The sequence below is a fragment of the Streptomyces sp. NPDC001851 genome (assembly GCF_040297165.1).
Lineage (GTDB): Bacteria > Actinomycetota > Actinomycetes > Streptomycetales > Streptomycetaceae > Streptomyces.
The window spans coordinates 218024-236531 of sequence record NZ_JBEOYR010000015.1; the positions used below are offsets into that span (position 1 = coordinate 218024).

An 18508-nucleotide genomic window follows, 5' to 3' on the forward strand; every position below is an offset into this window, starting at 1 on the left:
CCCCCGGCCGAAGGCTGGGGGAGTGCCGGCCGGAAGCCCTCGTACTGGACGTACTTGGGCTTTCGGCCGGTGCGGCGAGTGGGGGCACCTCCCGCGCCCTTGAGGCAGCGGGGGAGCGTGCCGGGCTTCGCGACGGGGCGAACGTTGCCTGTCGGGGCACTAGATTGCGTCTTGCACGGTGTATCCCTCGTCAGGCATCTCATCCGCATCCAGGAGCTGACCCACGTGACCGACAACCCGGCAGCCACCGACGACGTGGCCGTGTCGCTGCGTGCCCGAATCAACACCAGCCAGCCGCACACCGCCCGGATCTGGAACTACTGGCTCGGCGGCAAGGACAACTACGAGGTCGACCGCGCGGCCGGCGACCAGATACGCCAGCTGCACCCGGGCATCGGCGAGTACGCGCGCGCCGACCGGCTGTTCCTCGGCCGGGCCGTCCGCCATCTGGCCGGTGAGGTCGGTATCCGGCAGTTCCTGGACATCGGCACCGGGCTGCCCACCGCCGACAACACGCACGAGGTCGCCCAGCGCATCGCGCCCGAGTCGCGGGTCGTGTACGTCGACAACGACCCGCTGGTACTCGCGCACGCGCGTGCCCTGCTGACGAGCACGCGGGAGGGCCGTACGGACTATCTGGACGCGGATCTGCGCGACGTCGACGCGATCCTCGAACACGCGGCGAGGACACTGGACTTCCGTGAGCCGGTGGCGCTGATGCTGCTCGGCGTGGTCATCTTCATCGGCGACGACGAGGATCCGTACGGCCTGGTACGGCGGTTGACGGACCGGCTGCCGGCGGGCAGCCACCTGGTGCTGTCGCACACCGTCACCCATCCGTCGATGCCGGACGTGGACGAGGCGGTGCGGTTCTGGAACGAGCACGGCACCCCGAAGCTGACCCAGCGCACCCCCGAGGACGTGGCCCGCTTCTTCGACGGTCTGGAGCTGCTGGAGCCGGGTGTCGTGTCCTGCTCGCGCTGGCGCCCGGAGCACGACCACGGGGCCGAGCCGGAGGAGGTCGCGATGTTCGGCGGGGTGGCCCGCAAGAACTGAAGCCGGGGCGGCGCGGATCCCGGCCGGCGGTGAACGCGGGGGCCGCGGGCCGCGTATGGAGGTGCGGGCCCTCGACGAGCCGGGGGCCTCGCGCCGCCGTTGACCGGCGGGGCGCGTTCGGTTCGGCTTCGGGAGCCCTGCATGCGGCACGCACGACGACGGATCGTCAGGCGGGTGACACGCCTGGCGGCGGTCGGCGGACTCCTCCTGGGGGGCGCGATGGTCGCCCAGGCGGCCATGGCGAGCGAGACGCCTCCGGCCGCCGCCAGACCCTTCGCCTCGGTCACCGGCGGCGCGGACCCCGGCGCCGCGCTGGTGGCGCGGCTGGGCACGGCGCGGACGGCGGGCAACTGGATCGGCGCCGACGGGCGGCCGGTGGTGGCGGTGACCGACGAGGCGGCGGCGCGGGAGGTACGGCGCGCGGGGGCGGCGGCGAAGGTCGTGTCGCACAGCATGGACGAACTCAGGTCGGCCACGGCCGCGTTGCGGGCGGCGCCGCGCGTGGCGGGCACCGCGTGGGCGGTGGACTACCGCACCAACCGGGTCGTGGTGCGCGCGGACAGCACGGTGTCCGCCGGTGACTGGTCCCGGATGAGCCATGTCGCCGCGGGGATCGGCGGCTTCGTGCGGATGGAGCGCATGAAGGGCACGTTCACCACGCGGCTGAACGGTGCCCAGCCGATCCTGTCGACCGGTGGCCGCTGCTCGGCGGGGTTCAACGTGACCAACGGGCAGAGCGACTTCATCCTCACCGCCGGTCACTGCGGGCCCGCGGGATCCACCTGGTTCGCCGACAACCAGGGCAACCAGCAGCTGGGCCGGACGGTGAGCAGCGCCTTCCCCGGCACCGACTTCTCGCTCGTGCAGTACGCCTCCGGCAAGGCCGGGGACGGTGCCGACGTCGTCGCGATCGGCGGCGGCAACGGGGTGCGGATCACGGGTGTCGCCGATGCGGCGGTGGGGCAGCGGGTGTTCCGCAGCGGCAGCACGAGCGGCCTGCACGACGGGACGGTCACCGCGCTGAACGCGACCGTCAACTACCCCGAGGGGACGGTCACCGGGCTCATCGAGACCAATGTGTGCGCCGAGCCCGGGGACAGCGGCGGACCGCTGTTCTCCGACGGGATCGCGCTCGGTGTCACCTCCGGTGGCAGCGGTGACTGCAAGACGGGCGGGACGACGTTCTTCCAGCCGGTGACCAAGGCGATGGCGGCGCTGAACGTCAAGCTGATCGTGTCCGCGCAGAACGCCGGCGGCGCCGCCCCGCAGGGCGCCTCCTCCCCCGCGCCGTCCGCCTCGGCCGCACAGGGCGCGGTCGCGCCGAACGCGGCCTCACCGGGCTCCTCGGCACCGGTGACGGGCACGGCGGGGCAGACGCTCCTGGCGCGGCTGACGGACACCCGGAACGTCGGTCCCGGGCTGCTGGTGATCGCGGGCAGTCTGATCGCCCTGGTGGCCACCCGCTACATCCGGGCGGAGCAGGACCGCAAGGCGTACCAGCGGTACTACTCGGCGACCTGGGGCTGAGGAAAGCCCCGGGGGTGGTGTGCGAAGGGCACCCGTGGGCTCACGGGTGCCCTGGTCGGATTCCGGTGCGGTCCGCGCGAGGTCGGTCAGGCGGCCCGGTGCGACCGCGGGGTCGCGGCGGCCCACTCCATCACGAGGCGCTGGTACTGCGCGCGCTGCTCGGTGGTCAGTGTCCCGCCCGACCGGCGCCACAGGGCCCTGATCTCCTCGTTGACCTCCGCGGCCGATCGCTCGGGGGCGGCTTCAACAGTGGTGGACATGCTGTGAAGCATATGCCGGTCGGCGTGAAGACACTGTGAGCAAGCGCACCCGATACGGACATACGGGACCGTGTTGCTCATCACGTCAATGTGTCAAGCCCGGCTGCTCAGGTGCCCGGCTTGCGACCGTAGACGAAGACGTCGTCGCCCGTCCTCAGCAGCGACCAGTACGCCTTGGCGTTCTTGGGGGTCATGTTGACGCAGCCGTGCGAGCCGGGCGGGTTCCACATGCTCAGGTTGACCGAGTGGAAGGCCTGGCCGCCGTCGAAGAACTGGCTGTAGGGCATCGGCACGTTGTAGACGGTCGAGACGTGGTCGATGTCCCGCCAGTAGATCTTCTTCAGGCCGGTGCGGGTGGTGTAGCCCTTGCGGCCGGTACGCACGGGGACGGGACCGTAGACGAGCTTCTTGCCGTCCTGGATCCAGCTGAGCTGGAGCGTGAGGTTCACGCAGGCGATCCGGCCCCTGTTCACCGGGCACGCGCCGTCCTTGTTGGGGTTGTTCCCGACGGCCTTCTGCTTGGTCATGAGGTCCATCACGCCCCAGGTGACCGGTCCGGCGTAGCCGGCGGCGGGCGTGATGCCGTGCCTGTTCTGGAAGGCCTGGATGGCCGTGCAGTCGGCGGCGGACTGCTTGCCGTCGACCGGCCGGCCGAGGAACCTCTCCACCTGCTTCTGGTACGGCCCCGCCTGTGCGGTGCAGCTCGCGGCCTGGGCCGGTGCCGCGGTGAGCGCCAGCGTGAGCGGCGCCACCAGTCCCGTGACGCCGAGCGCGACGACACCTCGTCTGCGTACGTCCCCCATGTGCATCTTCTTCTCCCCTTGTCGCCCAGGGCCTGCCCCGGGTGCCTCCCTGCGCGATTCCCGCAATGTCGGACTCCTAGACCTGCGCGGGGCTGTGGGGGTTGTACTTCCGGTCAGCCTGTGACGAAACGGTGAACTTCGTCACCGCGCAGCCGTCCGGCCTGGGCTCGGCGCCCGGCCGGGTCTCGCCACCCTGCGCGTGGCCGATCCCCGTGCCCGCGGTCGGGTGGCCCTGGCGTGGCACGCGGTCTTCGAGTGGGACACCCCGGTCCGGGGGCACGACCTCGGGACCGGACCGACTCCTCCGGCTGCCTGTACGCCGTCACCAGCCACTTCGCGTTGCCGCTTCTGCTGCGCCGCCCGGGCCGCGCGCCTCCAGGCCGCGCCCAGCCCGACGGCGATGCCGCGTCCGGCGCCCCGGGGTGCCCCGCGACCAGTGCCACCTGGTATTGAGCGGTCGCGGGGAAGCCGGAGATCCGCTGTCGGGGCTGCCGGCGCGTTCTCAGTGTCCGCGCCGGATCCATTCCTCCAGGTGAGGTGCCTCGGCGCCGATGGTGGTGGCGTCCCCGTGCCCGGTGAGGACCTTGGTCTCCGGGGGCAGGGTGAGGAGCCGGCTCCGGATGGAGTCGATGATCGTCGGGAAATGGGAGTAGGAGCGCCCGGTGGCGCCGGGGCCGCCCTGGAAGAGCGTGTCGCCGGTGAAGACGGCGCCGAGCCCGGGGTCGTACAGGCAGACGGCGCCGGGGGCGTGGCCGGGGGTGTGCAGCACGGTCAGGTCGGCGCCGGCCGCCTCGATGACCTGGCCGTCCAGGAGGTGCCGGTCGGGGTCGCGGTCGGGGTGGGTCTGCTTCCACAGCGGCAGGTCGTCGGGGTGCAGCCAGATGGTGGCGCCGGTGAGGTCGGCGAGTGCCGGTGCCGCGTTGACGTGGTCGTTGTGGGCGTGCGTGCACACGATGGCGATCAGGCGCCGGTCGTCGACGGCGCGGGCGATGGCCTCGGCGTCATGGGCGGCGTCGATGACGATCACCTCCCGTTCGTCGCCGACGATCCACACGTTGTTCTCGACGTCCCAGGTTCCGCCGTCGAGGCTGAACTGCCCGGCGGTGACGAGGCGTTCGATGCGTACGGTCATCAGAGCACCACCACCGAACGCAGCACGTCGCCGTGGTGCATCCGCTCGAACGCCTTCTCCACCTCGTCCAGCTGGATGGTCTCGGTGACGAACGCGTCGAGCGGCAGCCGGCCCTGCAGGTGCAGGTCGATCAGCAGGGGGAAGTCACGGGAGGGCAGGCAGTCGCCGTACCAGCTGGACTTCAGGGCGCCGCCGCGGCCGAAGACGTCGAGCAGGGGCAGTTCGAGCTTCATCTCGGGGGTGGGGACGCCGACGAGGACGACCGTGCCGGCGAGGTCGCGGGCGTAGAAGGCCTGCTTGTACGTCTCCGGGCGGCCGACGGCCTCGATGACGACGTCGGCGCCGAAGCCGCCGGTCAGCTCGCGGATCGCCTCGACCGGGTCGGTCTCCCCGGAGTTGACGGTGTGCGTGGCGCCCAGGGTGCGGGCCTTGTCCAGCTTGCGGTCGTCGATGTCCACGGCGATGATCCGCGCCGCACCGGCGAGGTGCGATCCGGCGACGGCCGCGCCGCCGACGCCGCCGCACCCGATGACCGCGACGGAGTCGCCCCTGCCGACGCCGCCCGTGTTGATCGCCGCGCCGATGCCGGCCATCACGCCGCAGCCCAGCAGGCCGGCGACCGCCGGCGAGACGGCCGGGTCGACCTTGGTGCACTGGCCGGCGGCGACGAGGGTCTTCTCGGCGAACGCGCCGATGCCGAGGGCCGGGGAGAGCTCCTGCCCGGTGGCGGCGAGGGTCATCTTCTGCCGGGCGTTGTGGGTGTTGAAGCAGTACCAGGGACGGCCACGCAGACACGCCCGGCAATTCCCGCACACCGCACGCCAGTTGAGGATGACGAAATCACCGGGCGCCACGTCGGTCACGCCCTCGCCGACCGACTCCACGACACCGGCGGCCTCGTGGCCGAGCAGGAAGGGGAAGTCGTCCGAGATGCCGCCCTGCTTGTAGTGCAGGTCGGTATGGCAGACTCCGCAGGCCTGCACGCGCACCACGGCCTCGCCGGGTCCCGGATCCGGCACCACGATCGTCTCGACCCGTACGGGCTCGTCCTTACCCGGTGCGATCACGCCGCGCACTTCCTGCGCCATGGTCTGAACCCCTTCCTCGGTTGCCTTCCCCGCCGACCCTACGCGCGCCGGATCGGTGGCGGGACGGACCACGGCGGTGATCGTGGATCTTTCCGGCCGCCGGGCGAACCGGCCTGGTCCTCACTCTGCGAGAACGGTTCCCAATTCCGTAAGAATTTGACTGAATAACGTCATTCTATGATGGCAATCTTTTTGCAGGCTGCGGGACTTTGCCTGGTGTGTGCACCGGACCGGGCGTGCCTCAATGGGGGCATGCCCCTCGACGGCCGCACTGGACGTACCGCCTTCCTGTTCTCGGCCGGCGCCGCCCCGCGGCCCGGTACGCTGCGTGAACTCCGCGACGCCTTCCCGGTGTTCGCCGACGCCCTCGACGAGATCTGCGCGCGCCTCGATCCGTATCTCGAACTCCCGCTGGAATGCGTGATGTCCGCGGCCGACGGCACGCGTACGGCCGCACTGCTGGACCGGGAGTCGTTCGCGGGGCCGGCGGTCTTCGCGCTCCACGCGGCGCAGTACCGGCTGCTGCGCAGCTGGGGCGTCCGCCCGGACGTGGTGTTCGGGCACGCGTCCGGCCGGATGGCCGCCGCGTACGCCGCGGGTGTGTTCTCGCTGGCTGAGGCCTGCCACGCGGTCGGCACCCTGGCCCGCCTGCTGGGCGGCCTGCCGGCGCAAGGGCCTCGCTCCGCCTGGCCGGACGGCGTCCTCGCCGCCTACGCCCGTACGCTGGCCACGCTCCACCCGCGTGTGCCGCGCCTCCCCCTGGTCTGCGACGTCACGGCCCGGCCGGTGGGTGCCGAGACCGCCGACCCGGAGTTCTGGGTGCGGCGCGCGCCGCTGCGCTTCGCGGAGGCCGTCGGCCTGCTGCACCGCGACGGGGTCCGCACCTGGGTGGAACTGGGCGCCGCGGACCAGCTCACCCGCCTGCTCCCGGACTGCCTCACGGGATGCCTCACGGACGGTACGGCCGCGGCCTTCGTGCTGTCCCGGGACTGGGCGCTGCTGCGGTCGGGGCCGGGCACCGGCGTGCAGGGGCGGTGACGGGGCGGGGCCGCGCACCGGCCCGCGCGGGCCGCGGCGGTACGGCGGAGGCGTACGCCGCGCTTGCCGTGACCGCCGGGCCGGAGGAGCCTCGAAGGGTGGGGGTCCGCGTGGTCCGCGCCCCGCCGGGCCGCGGGCGCCCGAAGGAGGTCACCATGGGCACCGCGACAGGTTCCGCCTTCGACACCGAGGCACTGCGCCGGGGCATAGAAGGGAACACCGGCAACAACCTTCTGTCGCTCTACGCCGACGACGCGGAGATCCGCATCGTCGACCACAACCACCAGCCCAGCCACCCCACCGTGCTGCGCGGCCGGGGTCAGATCGCCGAGTTGCTGGACGACATCTACAGCCGCGACATGACGCACAAGCTGGACCAGTGCGTGGTGCAGGGCGACCACGCCGCGTTCACCGAGTCCTGCCAGTACGGGGACGGGACGCGGGTCCTCGCCGAGTCGATGGTCACCTTGCGTGACGGCAAGATTGCCAGCCAGTTGCTCATCCAGGCCTGGGACGAGTAGGCGCACACACCGGCATGACGGGCGCCGCGAGGCGATTCGCCAGGGCCCAGGTCACCTCCCGGCTGACCTGGGCCTTCTCGGCGCCCGCGACGGCCAGGACCGGCTTCCGCAGCAGGTCAGCCGGTGTACGGCGCTCTTTCCCGGCCGGCACGGCCCGGGTGAGCCGGACCCGCGCGGTCGGCCCCCGGCGACCGCACTGCCAGAGGCCCGCTGGCGTGCGGGTGCTCGGCTACCCTGTACCCGGGCCGTGACTGGCGCTGAGGTGGAGTACCACCGGGGAGCGGTCCGTGGTGGCTGCCGCGCGCCTGGGCGAGAGACTCGATCCAGCTCAGGAGTGTGCACATGACCCAGGCCCGTCTCATGGACGGCACCGCCCTGGCCCGCCGTGTCGTCGAGGAGACCGCGAAGAAGGCCGCCGACCTCACCGCACGGACCGGTTCCGCGCCCTGTCTCGCGACCGTGCTCGTCGGCGAGGACCCGGCGTCCGTGACCTACGTCCGCATGAAGCAGAACCGCTGCCGCAAGGCCGGTATCGAGTCCCGGCACGTGGCCCTGCCCGCCACCACGACCACCGGCGAACTCGTCGGCAGGCTGCGGGAGTTGTCGGCCGACCCGGCCGTGCACGGCATCCTGCTCCAGCACCCGGCCGGCGACCACATCGACGAGCGGGCGGCGTTCGAGGCGATCGCTCCGGAGAAGGACGTCGACGGCGTCACCTTCGCCTCGTTCGCCACGATGAGCTTCGGACTGCCGGGCTTCGTGTCCTGCACGCCCGGCGGCATCCTGCGGCTGCTGGACGAGTACGGCGTCGATCCCGCCGGGAAGCGTGCCGTGGTCGTGGGCCGCAGCGCGATCCTCGGCAAGCCGGTGGGCATGCTGCTCCTGGCCCGGGACGCGACCGTGACGTACTGCCACTCGCGCACCCGGGACCTGTCGGCGGCCGTGCGGGAGGCGGACATCGTGGTCGCCGCGGTGGGCCGGCCGCGGCTGATCCGCGGGCAGGACATCAAGCCGGGCGCCGTGGTGATCGACGCCGGCTACAACCCGGGGAACGTCGGCGACGTCGACTTCGCATCCGCCGTGGAACGGGCCTCGCTGATCACGCCGGTGCCGGGCGGTGTCGGTCCCATGACGATCGCCACGCTGCTGGAACAGACCGTCGGGGCCGCCGCCCGGCAGCTCGGCGTCGCCTGAGGCCGGCGTACGGGGGGTCAGCGCAGCCAGGCGCTGTACTCCATCACGTCCCCGGCCCGCACGCCGTACCGTGCGTCGTCCTCGCTGAAGGTGGCCTCCAGGCCGAGGACCGCGCCGGTGCGCGGATCCAGGACCAGCATGCGCCGGGCACCGGGCCCGTCGTAGGCGTACGCCTGCCCCGGGCGCCCCAGCCGGTCCGTCACCTGTCCGACGGGCCGCAGGCCCTTGGCGTCCGCGAGGACCCGGACCAGCGCGGCCGACTCGCGGGAGCCGAGCGTCCAGTGGTCCAGCAACTCCCTGACCCCGTCCAGGAGTTCCGATGGGGTCAGGGACCCGGTGCCGGGGTGGACCGCCTCGGCGAGGTAGGACCGCAGGGCCGCCGGGTCGTGCGGGGGGCGCGCCTCGGGCGGGGCGTCGCTCCAGCTCGGCGGGTAGGTGGTCCGGCGCAGCACATGGCCGTCCTCCACCAGGCGCGGTGCGTCGCCCGCGTCGGTGAGGACCGGGCGGCCCGGGTGGCGCGGATCGGTCGCCACGACGACCTCGGTGTGGCTGTCGTCCGCGTTCCAGCGCACCACGGTCTCCTCCGGGAGTGTCACGGGCGGCTTGCCGTCGCTCATGCCGAGGCTCCAGGACTGCACATGGGTGCCCTTGCGCAGGCCGGGCGCACCGTCGGCGGCGGCCGCGGCGGCCTGTTGGGCCATCCGGTCGAGCGGTACGGCGGTGGAGTGGGCCCGGACGGCCAGCGGACGGGGCGCGGCGACGGCGGGCTGACCGCCCGGGCCGCCGAGCAGCGCGGTGAGGGTGGTGGCCAGGACGACGGCGGTGGCGGCGAGGCCCCACAGCAGGCGGGCGCGCGGGGGCCGGGGCCGGGAACCCCGGCGAGCGTCCTCGCCCAGCAGCAGCTCCAGCCGCCGCTCGGCACGGTGATCCAGGGGGCCGTCGCCGAAGTGCGGGGCGTGGGCCGGCACCGGGTTGGCGCGGCGGAGGAGGTCGAGTTCGTCAGGCATGGCGGGGGTCCTTGCGCAGGGGTACGCCGACGGGGGCAGCGGAATCGGCACGCGACGATCGCCGTCCGGGACCGCCGTCGCCGGTCCTGCGCCCGTCCGGTGAGGCGGTCACCGACGCCTCTGGAGGCGTGCGGTGCACGGGCGGTGACGCGTCTGCCGGCATCCCGGGAGACGTGGGCCGAGCGGGGAGCGACACATCTGCCGGCCGCCCGGCGAGCGCGCGGCGGACAGGGCTTGACGGGTCCGCCGGCACCTCCGGAGGCGTGGGCCGCGCGGGGAGTGACTCGTCGTCCGGCGCTCCGGAGTCCGGCCGTTCGTCGTGGGGCGCCAGGGGCGCCGGCCCGGCAGGAGGCGTGCGGTGCCCGGGCGGCGGCCCGCTCGCCGGTGCGTCGGGAGGCGACCGGTGCCCGGGGGACGACACGCCCTGCGGCGCTCTGGGATGCGAGCCGTGCTCGGGTGGTGTGCCGGTCGGCGGCGCCGTGGGGCGCATGCGGTCGATCTCGGTGCGCAGCCGGCGGCGGGCGCGGTGCAGGCGCATCGCCGCCGCGCGTCTGCCGCAGCCCAGCGCGACCCCGATCTGCCCGGCGTCGAGTTCCTCCCAGGCCGCGAGGCGCAGTATCTCCTGGTCGGCCGGGGAGAGCCGGTCCAGGGCCTCGTGCACCCAGGCGCCCGGCGGTTCGGCGTCCGGGCTGTCCGCGAGGTGCCGGCCGTGCGCGGCCTCGTCGTGGCCCAGTCGGTCCACCAGCCGTCGCCTGCGGCCGTAGCCGCGTACCGCGTTCGCCAGGCAGTTGCGGGCCACCCCGTACAACCAGGGCAGCGGCGCGTCCGGCAGGTCGCGCCGCCGTCGCCAGGCCACCGTGAACACCTCCGCCACCACTTCCTCCACCTCGTCGGCCCGACCGGGCAGTCGCCGCGCGACATAGCGGCTGACCGCCCAGTAGTGCTCGCGATAGGCAGCGGCGAAGATCTCGTCGTTGCTCATGTTCCGTTCGTGTCCGGCACCGCCCCGATCGTCACACCCTTCTTCCGTGATGGACGTGCACGTTCAGCGTCGTTGCCACGAACCGCCGGCGGGTGTGTCAGTCGGGTATGCAGCCGAACCAGTTCACCGTGTCGTTGCTGGAGGTGTAGCCCAGGCATCTGATGGTTCTGTCATGCAGGGTCTCGGTCCGATCCGCCTTCTCGTTCAGAGACTCCGAATTGTGGTGGGGCTGTACGAGGGTGTCGATCTCGACGGTGTACCAGCGGCGCTTGCCCTCCGGCATGCTGCAGCCGTGGCCGGTCACGTTGCGGCTGGGGTCGTCGATCCATATGAGCCGTTCGGCGCGGGCACAGTGCGCACCGTCGGCGGCGCCGGCGGCGCCGACACCCGTGCCCAGCAGGGCCGTGGCGCCCGTGGCCACGGCCGCGGTGGCGCCGAGCAGGCGCCGCAGAGCAAGGTTCATCGATGGGTCCTCCTACCGGTTGCGGTGACGGTGGGGAGTTCTCCTGTCACCTGGTGTGATAGTCACACCGACCCGGGTGTCCCGCCCGGCAGCCGGTGGCGCAGTCCCCCGACCCGGTGACGTAGGTGATGCCAATGCAGCACCCGAACCGGCCAGAGCCCGTCCGGCCGAGGCCGGACGGGCTCTGAGCACCAGTGATCTGCGCCGATTCGCTGTCAGCGCCCTTCCTTTCGCCTGCCGCGCACCAGCCAGGTGGCTCCGCCGATGGCCAGAGCGACAGGCCACTCAAGAGCGCCCGCCACCGCAAGCGCTCCCAGGCCGCCGTAGAAGACCAGGTCCCTCGCGGGCAGGGTCTCCAGGCCGACGGGCAGTTTCTCCACGCTCGGGTACGGGATCGTGATCGGGGGGTGGAAGGTGCGGGTGTGCAGGTGGATGCCCGCGCCGTCAGGATGCGTCTCCTCCGACTGCTCCTGCTGGGCTCGCGCACGCACCGTCGACACTCGCCCGGTCGGGGTCTTGTACAGCCCCCTTTGCGCCCGCACCCGCGCGGCGGGCTCCATCGTCGTCAGAGCGGCTTGGGACTGCTTCTTCTGGGCCCGCACCCGCTCGGCGGGTTCGAGCACGGTCTGAGCTGCGGTCGCCATCCCGTCTCCTCCTCTCCTCTGAGTCGGTATGGGGCTACCTGTCTCCATCCTCGCGCGCATGGCACGGCCCTCATAGCGAGAGCAGCGTCTGCCCGGGTCGCTGCGGCGCACCCCCCGGTGACTACGCGTGCGGAAGGGACTTCACGCAATGGCCGGAAACATGTGAACCCGCCGTGTCAGCTGGTGCGTTGGGTCCCGCGCGGGGCGGAATGCGGCCATACTGGCCGTCGTGCGCGTTGCGATCATGACGGCGGGATCCCATGGCGATGTCGCCCCCTACACCGGGCTGGGCCATCGGCTGGTCCAGGCCGGACACGAGGTCACCCTGGTCACCCACGAACGCTTCGAACCGCTGGCGGCGGGCTCGGGCGTACGGTTCCGCCCGCTGCCGGTCGATCCGCGGGCGGAGTTGGAGTCCCCGCGCGGCCGGGGCCTGCACCGCAGTGCCAGCGGCGCCGGGAAGCTGCTGCGGGTGGTGGACCTGGCTCGGCGGGTGGTCGGGCAGATGACCGAGGACCTGCTCTCGGCGGCCCGGGACGCCGACGCGATGTTGCTGTCCTCCTCACTGGCCCCGCTCGGGCACACGATCGCCGAGGGACTGCGCGTGCCGAGCATGGGCGTCTATCTCCAGCCCCACGCGCCCACGCAGGAGTTCGCGCCCGCCGTGCTCGGTGGCGGCCAGTGGGGAGGGACGGCGAACCGGCTCGCCGGACACGGGGTGAACCTCGCCGTGGAGCAGATCTTCGCTGCGACCGTACCCCGGGTGCGCGACCGGCTCGGGCTGCCGCCGCTGCGCGCCGGTGCGGCACTGCGGGCCCGGGAGCGGCGGCACTGGCCGGTGCACCACGGCTTCAGCCCGCTGGTGGTACCCCGGCCCCGGGACTGGCGGCCGGGCCTGACGGTGAGCGGCTACTGGTGGCCGTACGACACACAGGCGCAGCTGCCCGACCGGCTCCGGGAGTTCATCGACGCCGGCCCGGCCCCGGTCTTCGTCGGCCTGGGCAGCGCCACCGTGCCGGACGCCGGGCGGCTCAGTGCCCAGGTGGTCGCCGCGCTGCGGCGGGCCGGGCTGCGCGGGGTGATCCAGCGCGGCTGGGGCGGGCTCGCGGCGGACGGCGACGACATGCTGACCATCGGCGACGTGCCGCACGCGCCGCTCTTCCCGCGGATGGCCGCCGTGGTCCATCACGCGGGTGCGGGGACGACGGCGGCGGGGCTGCGCGCGGGCGTGCCGGCCGTGCCGGTTCCGGTGCAGTTCGACGCCGGGTTCTGGTCCGCCCGGCTGGTCGCCCTGGGGGTCGCCCCGGACGTCGTACCGTTGCGCCGGATCACCGTGGACGCCCTGGCCTCCGCCCTGGTACGCGCCACCCGTGAGCCGGCGTACCGGGAGCGGGCGCGCTCGCTGGGCGCCCGCATCCGCGAGGAGGACGGCGCCGCCCCGGTACTGGCGGCCCTGGACCGGCTCGGCGACTGACGCACCGGCCGGGCCGGCTCCGTGACCCGCTTGTGCGTGTCGCCCAGCGCGAGGAGACCGTCGACCCCGTGCGGACTCAGCCGTAGGTCAGCACCATGCGGAAGCGGGCCCTGCCGGCGAGCATCTTCTGGTAGGCCTCGTTCGCGTCGTCCAGTAGGACCGTCTCGGTCATCGGGCGGATTCCGTGCAGGGCGCTGAAGGCCATGGTCTCCTCGACGTCCTGCGAGGTGCCGGACGGGTGGCCGCGCACGACCCGGCCGGCCATGAGCAGCTGGGCCGGGTTGATGCCCATCGGCTCGGTGTCCGCTCCGATGACCACCAGCTCGCCGCGCGGCGCCAGGCCGTCCACGGTGGCCGTGATGGCCTCGGAGTTCCCCGCGGTGGCCAGCACGACGTGCGCGCCGCCGAGGGACTGCAGGGCCTCGGCGACCGGGGTGCCGGAGGTGCTGTCGACGTAGTGGTGGGCGCCCAGCTGCTTGGCGAAGTCGGCCTTCTCCGGCCCCCGGGCGATCCCCACGGTCTCGAAGCCCAGCGCCACCGCGTACTGCACCCCGAGGTGTCCCAGGCCGCCGAGTCCGAGCACCGCCACCCGGTCGCCGGAGCGGGCGGAGCTGCGCCGCAGCCCGTTGAAGACGGTCACGCCCGCGCAGGCCATGGGTCCGGCGTCGCTCGCCGCCAGCGCGTCGGGTATCCGGGCCAGCGCGTCGACCGGCGCGAGCACCTTCTCACCGAAGCCGCCGTCGTAGGCCCAGCCGGGCACCTTCAGGTTCGGGCACACGACGAAGTCGCCCCGGCGGCAGGGCGTGCAGTGACCGCAGCTGCCGCCGAACCAGCCGACCGCCACCCGGTCGCCGGCCTGCCAGCCCTTCTCCTGCGTGCCCTCGCCGAGCGCCTCCACGCGCCCGGCGATCTCGTGCCCGGGAACCACGGGGAAGGTCACGCCCGGCAGACCGCCGTTCACGAAGAACGCGTCGCTGTGGCAGACGCCGCAGGCCTCCACGGCGATCCGCACCTGACCGGGACCGGGCTCGGACACCTCCCGCTCGACCAGCTCGAACGGACCGCCCGCGGCCGTGACCTGTGCGACTCGATAGGTACTCATCTGGTTCTCCCGTACGTGTCGGCGTGCGTCGGCCGGATGTCCGGAACCGGGTACCACGCTCCCGCACCAGCAGACCAGCTCCCGGCCCGTCGCGCGCGCCGAGCCGCCCGGAACCGCCCTGACCTCCACCGCCGGGCTCGGCAGGCCGCCCGGTCAGCCGGTCGCGGGACGCCAGCCGTCCGGCCGGAGCATGCCGAGCAGCAGCCGCACCAGCTCGTCCACCACCTCGTCCAGCGTGGCGTCCACCCAGCCCGCGCTCCAGTCGTGCAGCAGGCCGTTGACACTGCCGATGAAGGCGGTCGCCGCGAGCCGGTAGTCGCGGGGTGCCGCCTCCCCGCGCCGCACGGCAGCGTCCGCCTCGGCGCGGATCAGGTCGATCCAGCGGGCCCGGCGGGCCAGGCGCTGCTCCTCCAGGCGCGGGCTGACGCCGACGATCTCCATGAAGGCGATGCGGACGCGGCGCGGGTCGGAGGTGACGTCGCGGGCGTAGGCGCGGAAGAGCACGGCGGCCCGGTCGGCCAGCGGCAGCCCGTCCGCCGTGGCGAGGGCGTTCCGCACCGCCTGTTCCGCCCAGCCGTTGACCTCCAGGTGCAGCGCGGCGAGGACGTCCTCCAGGGTGCGGAACTCCTCGTAGAACTGGCGGGTGGACAGGCCGGCGGCGTGGCTCAGCGCGGCGATCGTCGTGCCCCGGTAGCCCGGGCTGCCGCCGAACAGTTCCAGGCCCGCGTCCAGGAAGCGGCGACGCCGCTCGGCCTGTCGTTCCTCGGCGGACCGGCCGCCGTAGCGGCGCGTCGGCGCCCTGAGCCTGCCCGTCACGTGTTCCCCCTCCATCCGCTGGCCCCACTTCTCCAATCTTGTCGTGCACACATCTTGTCCGGCAGACCGTTCGATCCTTACTTTTCAGTAAGTTCACTGTGAACGCGCCCGTGTTCAGATTCCCCGACACCCCCCGAGGAAAGAGAGCAGTCATGCCTGCCTCCAGAACCAGGCACCTGTGCTGCGTGGCCGCCGCCCTCGCCCTGACCGTCGCCGGCCCCGCCGCCTCCGCCGCCTCCGCCGCGGGCGGCGGCGCCGACGGGCTGCGCGAGGTGCTGTTCGTCGGCAACAACTGGGACGGCACCGCCGACGTCATCCGCTCCTCCGGCGACTTCGCGAAGATCGGCCGGATCGACGTCGTCCCGGACAAGGCCGAGCGGCTGGCGGAGATCAACGCCGACCCGGTCAAGTGGATCTACTACACGGCCGTCCGCAACGAGGTCGGTGAGGGACACGACCAGTACGTGGACGACATGTACTCCACGCCCGACGGAAAGTCCGTGGTCGTCTCCCGGCCCAGCTTCGCCGACGTCGTCTCCATCGACCTGGCCACCGACAAGGTCAACTGGCGTTTCCCGGTGGCCGGTTACCGTGCCGACCACATGGCGGTCTCACCCGACGGCACCCGGGTCGCGGTCTCGGCCTCGACCGCGGACAAGGTGCAGGTGCTGGACATCGAGTCGGGCAGGGAACTGGGCGAGTTCGGCACCGGCGACAAGCCGCACGAGAACTTCTTCACCAACGGCGGCAGGTACATCTGGAACATGTCCATCGGGGAGGTGACCACCTCCCTCGACGCCCCGGGCTGGGACTGGACCAAGGGCGACCGGCACATCACCGTCGTCGACGCGGCCACGTTCAAGCAGGTCAGAACCATCGACATGCGGCAGCGGCTGGACGCCGTCGGGCTGCGGGACTTCTCCGACGCGGTCCGGCCCGCCGCCTTCACGCCCGACTGGTCCAAGCTGTACTTCCAGGTGTCCTTCTTCAACGGCTTCCTGGAGTACGACGTCGCCACGGACCGGATCACCCGGGTGAAGACGCTGCCGGAGAACCCGGCGACGAACCCGGACCGCGCCACCTGGCTGCTGGACTCCCGCCACCACGGCATCTCGATGAACCCCGAGGGCACCAAGCTGTGTGTCGCGGGGACGATGGACGACTACGCGACCGTGGTCGACCGGGCGTCCTTCGACGTCGGCCCCCTCATCACCGCGTCGACGCCGTACTGGGCGACCGTGAGCGGCGACGGCAAGGACTGCGTCATCTCCGAGGCCGGCGCCGACCGGCTCACGGCCATCGACTTCGCCACCGGGCAGAAGGTGCTGTCCGTCCCGGTGGGCGACCATCCGCAGCGCGTCCGGCTGGGGCACGTCCAGGCCAACTGGCCTGGGTCAGCGGGGAGTTGAGCGCCGTGCGGCCTCCGGGGCGACCCCACTCCTCCCGGGGGCCGTACGGTTCGTGCGGTGCCCTGTTCAGAAGTGCGCCGCCGCCCACGCGGCCAGCTCGGACCGGGCCGCGGCCAGCAGGTCCGCCGAGGGCGCCGTGGCCCCGTTGGTCACCAGCGCGAAGTGCCGGACACCGGAGTCCTGGTCGGTGAGCAGCAGGCGGCGACTGCCCGTGCCGCCCGGCTCGGGAGCGACGGCGACCGGAGTGGAGGGGCCGTAGGCGGGCGGGGCACAGACCGTGCCCAGGTCGGAGACGACGGTGGTGGACGCGGTGGGGAAGGACGCCGGCAGGTGCAGCTCGGTGGGCGCGGTGCCGTCGCCGGAGCGCCAGACCAGCAGCCCGTACTGGCCGGAGCCCACCAATCGGGAAACGTTCGGCAGGGAACTCGGCACCGGGTTCCAGGTGAGGGTCGTCGAGCCGTCGCGGGAGCGGTCCTCGTAGGTGAAGGCGAGGGCCGTACCGGCCGTGGCGCCCGGGTAGAGGCGGTCCAGCAGCCGGGCGTCCTGGCGCGGGGCGGCGTTGCCCGAGTCGTCCAGCCGTACGGCGGACAGGTCCTCGTCGTTCCAGGCGTCGCCGGAGGCGAGCACCTTGTCGGGGTTGCCGTTCATCAGCTCGTGATGCCGGCCGTTGTACAGGTCCCACTGCCACTGGGTGCCGGAGAGCACCGGGCCGGAGGCCGCCGGGTCGCTCCACCAACGCGCGCCCGGCAGACGGGAGTCGAGGGCCTGGTACATGGCCTTGAGCACGGTCGGCGCCTTGTCGGACACCGTGCCGGACAGCGGGTGGCCGAACTCGCTGACCACGGCGGCGGTACCGGCGGCCGAGGCGCGGTCGCGGACGGCGGTGAAGTCGGAGGCGTACTGGCCGTCGGCGGCCTTGCCCCACATCAGGATGCCGGAGATCGCCTTCTGGTCGTAGAAGTGGGTGTTGAAGACGTACCCCGGGCCGAGGGTGCCCGCGTCCAGCAGGCCGCCCTCTTGTTTCTGGGTGGCGATGTCGGCGTTCCAGAAGAGGTTGGGCTCCACGAAGGCGGGCTTGTCCTGCCAGCCGGCGGCGTCCATACGGGCGCGGAACTTCTCGTAGAACGGCCACAGCAGGTCCTTCTCCCAGGTGCGGGAGGTTTGGCCGGAGTCGTAGGAGCCCGCGTAGGGCTCGTTGTACGGGTCGAAGCCGGCGACGTTCGCGAACTCCGCCGGGCCGAGGTGCTGCCGGAGGTAGGTCATGGTCGTCCGGGCGGTGGCGAGAAAGGCGTCCTGGAGGCCGTGGGCGTCGTGCCAGAAGTCGCGCTGCGCCCGCTGCACGGCCGCGTTCTGGGTGATGTTCTGCCCCCAGAAGAGGCAGAGTCCGCAGGACTCGGCCGGGTAACTCCCGGCGTCCACCGCCCACTTGGGGGCGCCGTCACCCGTGTACCAGCTGCCGCTGGTGAAGAGGTGGCGGGAGTACAGGTCCTGGTGGAAGTCGGGGAAGACACGGATGCCCGCGTCCAGGAACGCGCGCATCTGCTCGGTGACGGCGGCGAGATAGCCGGTGTCCACCCGGCCGCGTGCGGGTTCGGCGTGCGCCCAGGAGAGCAGGAAGCGGACCGTGTTCGCGCCGCCGAGGGCGCGGAGCGCGGTCGCGGACTTGCGGGCGTCGGCGACCGAGGCGAAGGGCAGGCCGCCGTTCTCCTCCAGCTTGGTCTCGCCGGAGACGTTGAAGCCGCGCAGGACGATCTCACGCCCCTGGCCGTCGGTGAACCGGCCGCCCCGCACGGTGAGCGGGGCGCCGTCGAACCAGAGCGAGCCGGCGGGGAGGGCGGGGGTGGCGGCGGGGAGGACCGGGGTGGCGGGGGGGGGGGGGGGGGCCCCCCCCCCCCCGGGGGGCCCCCCCCCCCCCCCCCCACCCCCCCCACCCCCCCCCCACTAGGGGGAGTGCCCCCCCAACCCCCGCCCGCCCGGCCCCCGGCAAAAAAC

Annotated in this window: 17 protein-coding genes, 1 pseudogene and 1 riboswitch; of the genes and pseudogenes, 7 read left to right on the plus strand and 11 right to left on the minus strand. The window is 72.9% G+C overall.

Translation table 11 applies throughout. The annotated features are described in order from the left end of the window. Positions 1-225 precede the first annotated feature (225 nt). The gene (locus tag ABT171_RS23555; protein WP_351246811.1) at positions 226-1056 is read left to right on the plus strand and encodes an SAM-dependent methyltransferase; all 831 of its coding nucleotides are present in this window, start codon (positions 226-228) and stop codon (positions 1054-1056) included. Between the two features lie 141 nt (positions 1057-1197). Further along, positions 1198-2583 carry a S1 family peptidase gene (locus tag ABT171_RS23560; RefSeq protein WP_351246813.1) on the plus strand — a complete coding sequence of 462 codons (1386 nt, stop codon included), beginning with the start codon at positions 1198-1200 and terminating at the stop codon, positions 2581-2583. An 86-nt stretch (positions 2584-2669) separates the two neighbouring features. Here the strand turns inward: ABT171_RS23560 and ABT171_RS23565 are convergent, their stop codons facing one another. The 4 genes from ABT171_RS23565 to ABT171_RS23580 form a co-directional block, all read right to left on the minus strand. Then, positions 2670-2855, minus strand: a complete 186-nt coding sequence (locus ABT171_RS23565) for a hypothetical protein (RefSeq protein ID WP_351246815.1) — start codon at positions 2853-2855, stop codon at positions 2670-2672. A 95-nt stretch (positions 2856-2950) separates the two neighbouring features. After that, positions 2951-3646, minus strand: coding sequence for a L,D-transpeptidase family protein (locus ABT171_RS23570; RefSeq protein ID WP_351246817.1), 696 nt, complete (start codon positions 3644-3646; stop codon positions 2951-2953). A 502-nt stretch (positions 3647-4148) separates the two neighbouring features. Continuing rightward, positions 4149-4778, minus strand: coding sequence for an MBL fold metallo-hydrolase (locus tag ABT171_RS23575; RefSeq protein ID WP_351246819.1), 630 nt, complete (start codon positions 4776-4778; stop codon positions 4149-4151). Continuing rightward, positions 4778-5866, minus strand: coding sequence for an S-(hydroxymethyl)mycothiol dehydrogenase (locus tag ABT171_RS23580; RefSeq protein WP_351246821.1), 1089 nt, complete (start codon positions 5864-5866; stop codon positions 4778-4780). Before ABT171_RS23580 ends, ABT171_RS23575 begins: the two co-directional genes overlap by 1 nt. Positions 5867-6118: 252 nt before the next feature. Here ABT171_RS23580 and ABT171_RS23585 point away from each other — a divergent pair, with 252 nt between their 5' ends. From ABT171_RS23585 to ABT171_RS23595, 3 genes are all read left to right on the plus strand, one after another. Further along, positions 6119-6904 (plus strand): acyltransferase domain-containing protein, encoded by a 786-nt coding sequence (locus ABT171_RS23585; protein WP_351246823.1) that lies wholly within the window; start codon positions 6119-6121, stop codon positions 6902-6904. A 155-nt stretch (positions 6905-7059) separates the two neighbouring features. After that, positions 7060-7425, plus strand: a complete 366-nt coding sequence (locus ABT171_RS23590) for a nuclear transport factor 2 family protein (protein ID WP_351246825.1) — start codon at positions 7060-7062, stop codon at positions 7423-7425. Between the two features lie 237 nt (positions 7426-7662). Beyond that, positions 7663-7743, plus strand: a riboswitch (ZMP/ZTP riboswitch). A gap of 24 nt (positions 7744-7767) precedes the next feature. Continuing rightward, positions 7768-8619 carry a bifunctional 5,10-methylenetetrahydrofolate dehydrogenase/5,10-methenyltetrahydrofolate cyclohydrolase gene (locus ABT171_RS23595; protein WP_351246827.1) on the plus strand — a complete coding sequence of 284 codons (852 nt, stop codon included), beginning with the start codon at positions 7768-7770 and terminating at the stop codon, positions 8617-8619. Between the two features lie 17 nt (positions 8620-8636). Here ABT171_RS23595 and ABT171_RS23600 read toward each other — a convergent pair whose 3' ends face one another. The 4 genes and pseudogenes from ABT171_RS23600 to ABT171_RS23615 form a co-directional block, all read right to left on the minus strand. After that, positions 8637-9626, minus strand: a complete 990-nt coding sequence (locus ABT171_RS23600; RefSeq protein WP_351246829.1) for a CU044_5270 family protein — start codon at positions 9624-9626, stop codon at positions 8637-8639. 475 nt (positions 9627-10101) lie between these two features. Next, positions 10102-10608, minus strand: a pseudogene (locus ABT171_RS23605) (RNA polymerase sigma factor); the annotation flags it as partial. Between the two features lie 97 nt (positions 10609-10705). After that, positions 10706-11071, minus strand: a complete 366-nt coding sequence (locus ABT171_RS23610) for a hypothetical protein (protein ID WP_351246831.1) — start codon at positions 11069-11071, stop codon at positions 10706-10708. 215 nt (positions 11072-11286) lie between these two features. Next, a complete protein-coding gene (locus ABT171_RS23615; RefSeq protein ID WP_351246833.1) occupies positions 11287-11715 on the minus strand; it encodes a hypothetical protein in 429 nt (142 codons plus the stop codon). Positions 11716-11959: 244 nt separating this feature from the next. On the opposite strand from ABT171_RS23615, the gene ABT171_RS23620 reads away from it, so the two are divergent. Continuing rightward, a complete protein-coding gene (locus tag ABT171_RS23620; RefSeq protein WP_351246861.1) occupies positions 11960-13189 on the plus strand; it encodes a glycosyltransferase in 1230 nt (409 codons plus the stop codon). Between the two features lie 76 nt (positions 13190-13265). On the opposite strand, the gene ABT171_RS23625 is transcribed toward ABT171_RS23620, so the two are convergent. Both ABT171_RS23625 and ABT171_RS23630 read right to left on the minus strand, forming a co-directional pair. Then, positions 13266-14291, minus strand: a complete 1026-nt coding sequence (locus ABT171_RS23625; RefSeq protein WP_351246835.1) for an alcohol dehydrogenase — start codon at positions 14289-14291, stop codon at positions 13266-13268. A 153-nt stretch (positions 14292-14444) separates the two neighbouring features. Beyond that, positions 14445-15107: a TetR/AcrR family transcriptional regulator gene (locus ABT171_RS23630; RefSeq protein WP_351246836.1), complete on the minus strand. Its 663-nt coding sequence runs from the start codon at positions 15105-15107 to the stop codon at positions 14445-14447. A 152-nt stretch (positions 15108-15259) separates the two neighbouring features. Here ABT171_RS23630 and ABT171_RS23635 point away from each other — a divergent pair, with 152 nt between their 5' ends. After that, positions 15260-16516, plus strand: a complete 1257-nt coding sequence (locus ABT171_RS23635) for a YncE family protein (protein WP_351246838.1) — start codon at positions 15260-15262, stop codon at positions 16514-16516. A gap of 66 nt (positions 16517-16582) precedes the next feature. Here ABT171_RS23635 and ABT171_RS23640 read toward each other — a convergent pair whose 3' ends face one another. Beyond that, the gene (locus tag ABT171_RS23640) at positions 16583-18307 is read right to left on the minus strand and encodes a cellulase family glycosylhydrolase (protein ID WP_503076248.1); all 1725 of its coding nucleotides are present in this window, start codon (positions 18305-18307) and stop codon (positions 16583-16585) included. Positions 18308-18508: the final 201 nt, after the last annotated feature.

Coding starts and splice junctions, on each gene's coding strand:
- ABT171_RS23620 (WP_351246861.1), top strand. CDS start 11,960: ATGACGGCGGGATCCCATGGCGATGTCGCCCCCTACACCGGGCTGGGC.
- ABT171_RS23600 (WP_351246829.1), bottom strand. CDS start 9,626: ATGCCTGACGAACTCGACCTCCTCCGCCGCGCCAACCCGGTGCCGGCC.
- ABT171_RS23590 (WP_351246825.1), top strand. CDS start 7,060: ATGGGCACCGCGACAGGTTCCGCCTTCGACACCGAGGCACTGCGCCGG.
- ABT171_RS23615 (WP_351246833.1), bottom strand. CDS start 11,715: ATGGCGACCGCAGCTCAGACCGTGCTCGAACCCGCCGAGCGGGTGCGG.
- ABT171_RS23570 (WP_351246817.1), bottom strand. CDS start 3,646: ATGGGGGACGTACGCAGACGAGGTGTCGTCGCGCTCGGCGTCACGGGA.
- ABT171_RS23610 (WP_351246831.1), bottom strand. CDS start 11,071: ATGAACCTTGCTCTGCGGCGCCTGCTCGGCGCCACCGCGGCCGTGGCC.
- ABT171_RS23560 (WP_351246813.1), top strand. CDS start 1,198: ATGCGGCACGCACGACGACGGATCGTCAGGCGGGTGACACGCCTGGCG.
- ABT171_RS23625 (WP_351246835.1), bottom strand. CDS start 14,291: ATGAGTACCTATCGAGTCGCACAGGTCACGGCCGCGGGCGGTCCGTTC.
- ABT171_RS23575 (WP_351246819.1), bottom strand. CDS start 4,778: ATGACCGTACGCATCGAACGCCTCGTCACCGCCGGGCAGTTCAGCCTC.
- ABT171_RS23585 (WP_351246823.1), top strand. CDS start 6,119: ATGCCCCTCGACGGCCGCACTGGACGTACCGCCTTCCTGTTCTCGGCC.
- ABT171_RS23635 (WP_351246838.1), top strand. CDS start 15,260: ATGCCTGCCTCCAGAACCAGGCACCTGTGCTGCGTGGCCGCCGCCCTC.
- ABT171_RS23580 (WP_351246821.1), bottom strand. CDS start 5,866: ATGGCGCAGGAAGTGCGCGGCGTGATCGCACCGGGTAAGGACGAGCCC.
- ABT171_RS23595 (WP_351246827.1), top strand. CDS start 7,768: ATGACCCAGGCCCGTCTCATGGACGGCACCGCCCTGGCCCGCCGTGTC.
- ABT171_RS23565 (WP_351246815.1), bottom strand. CDS start 2,855: ATGCTTCACAGCATGTCCACCACTGTTGAAGCCGCCCCCGAGCGATCG.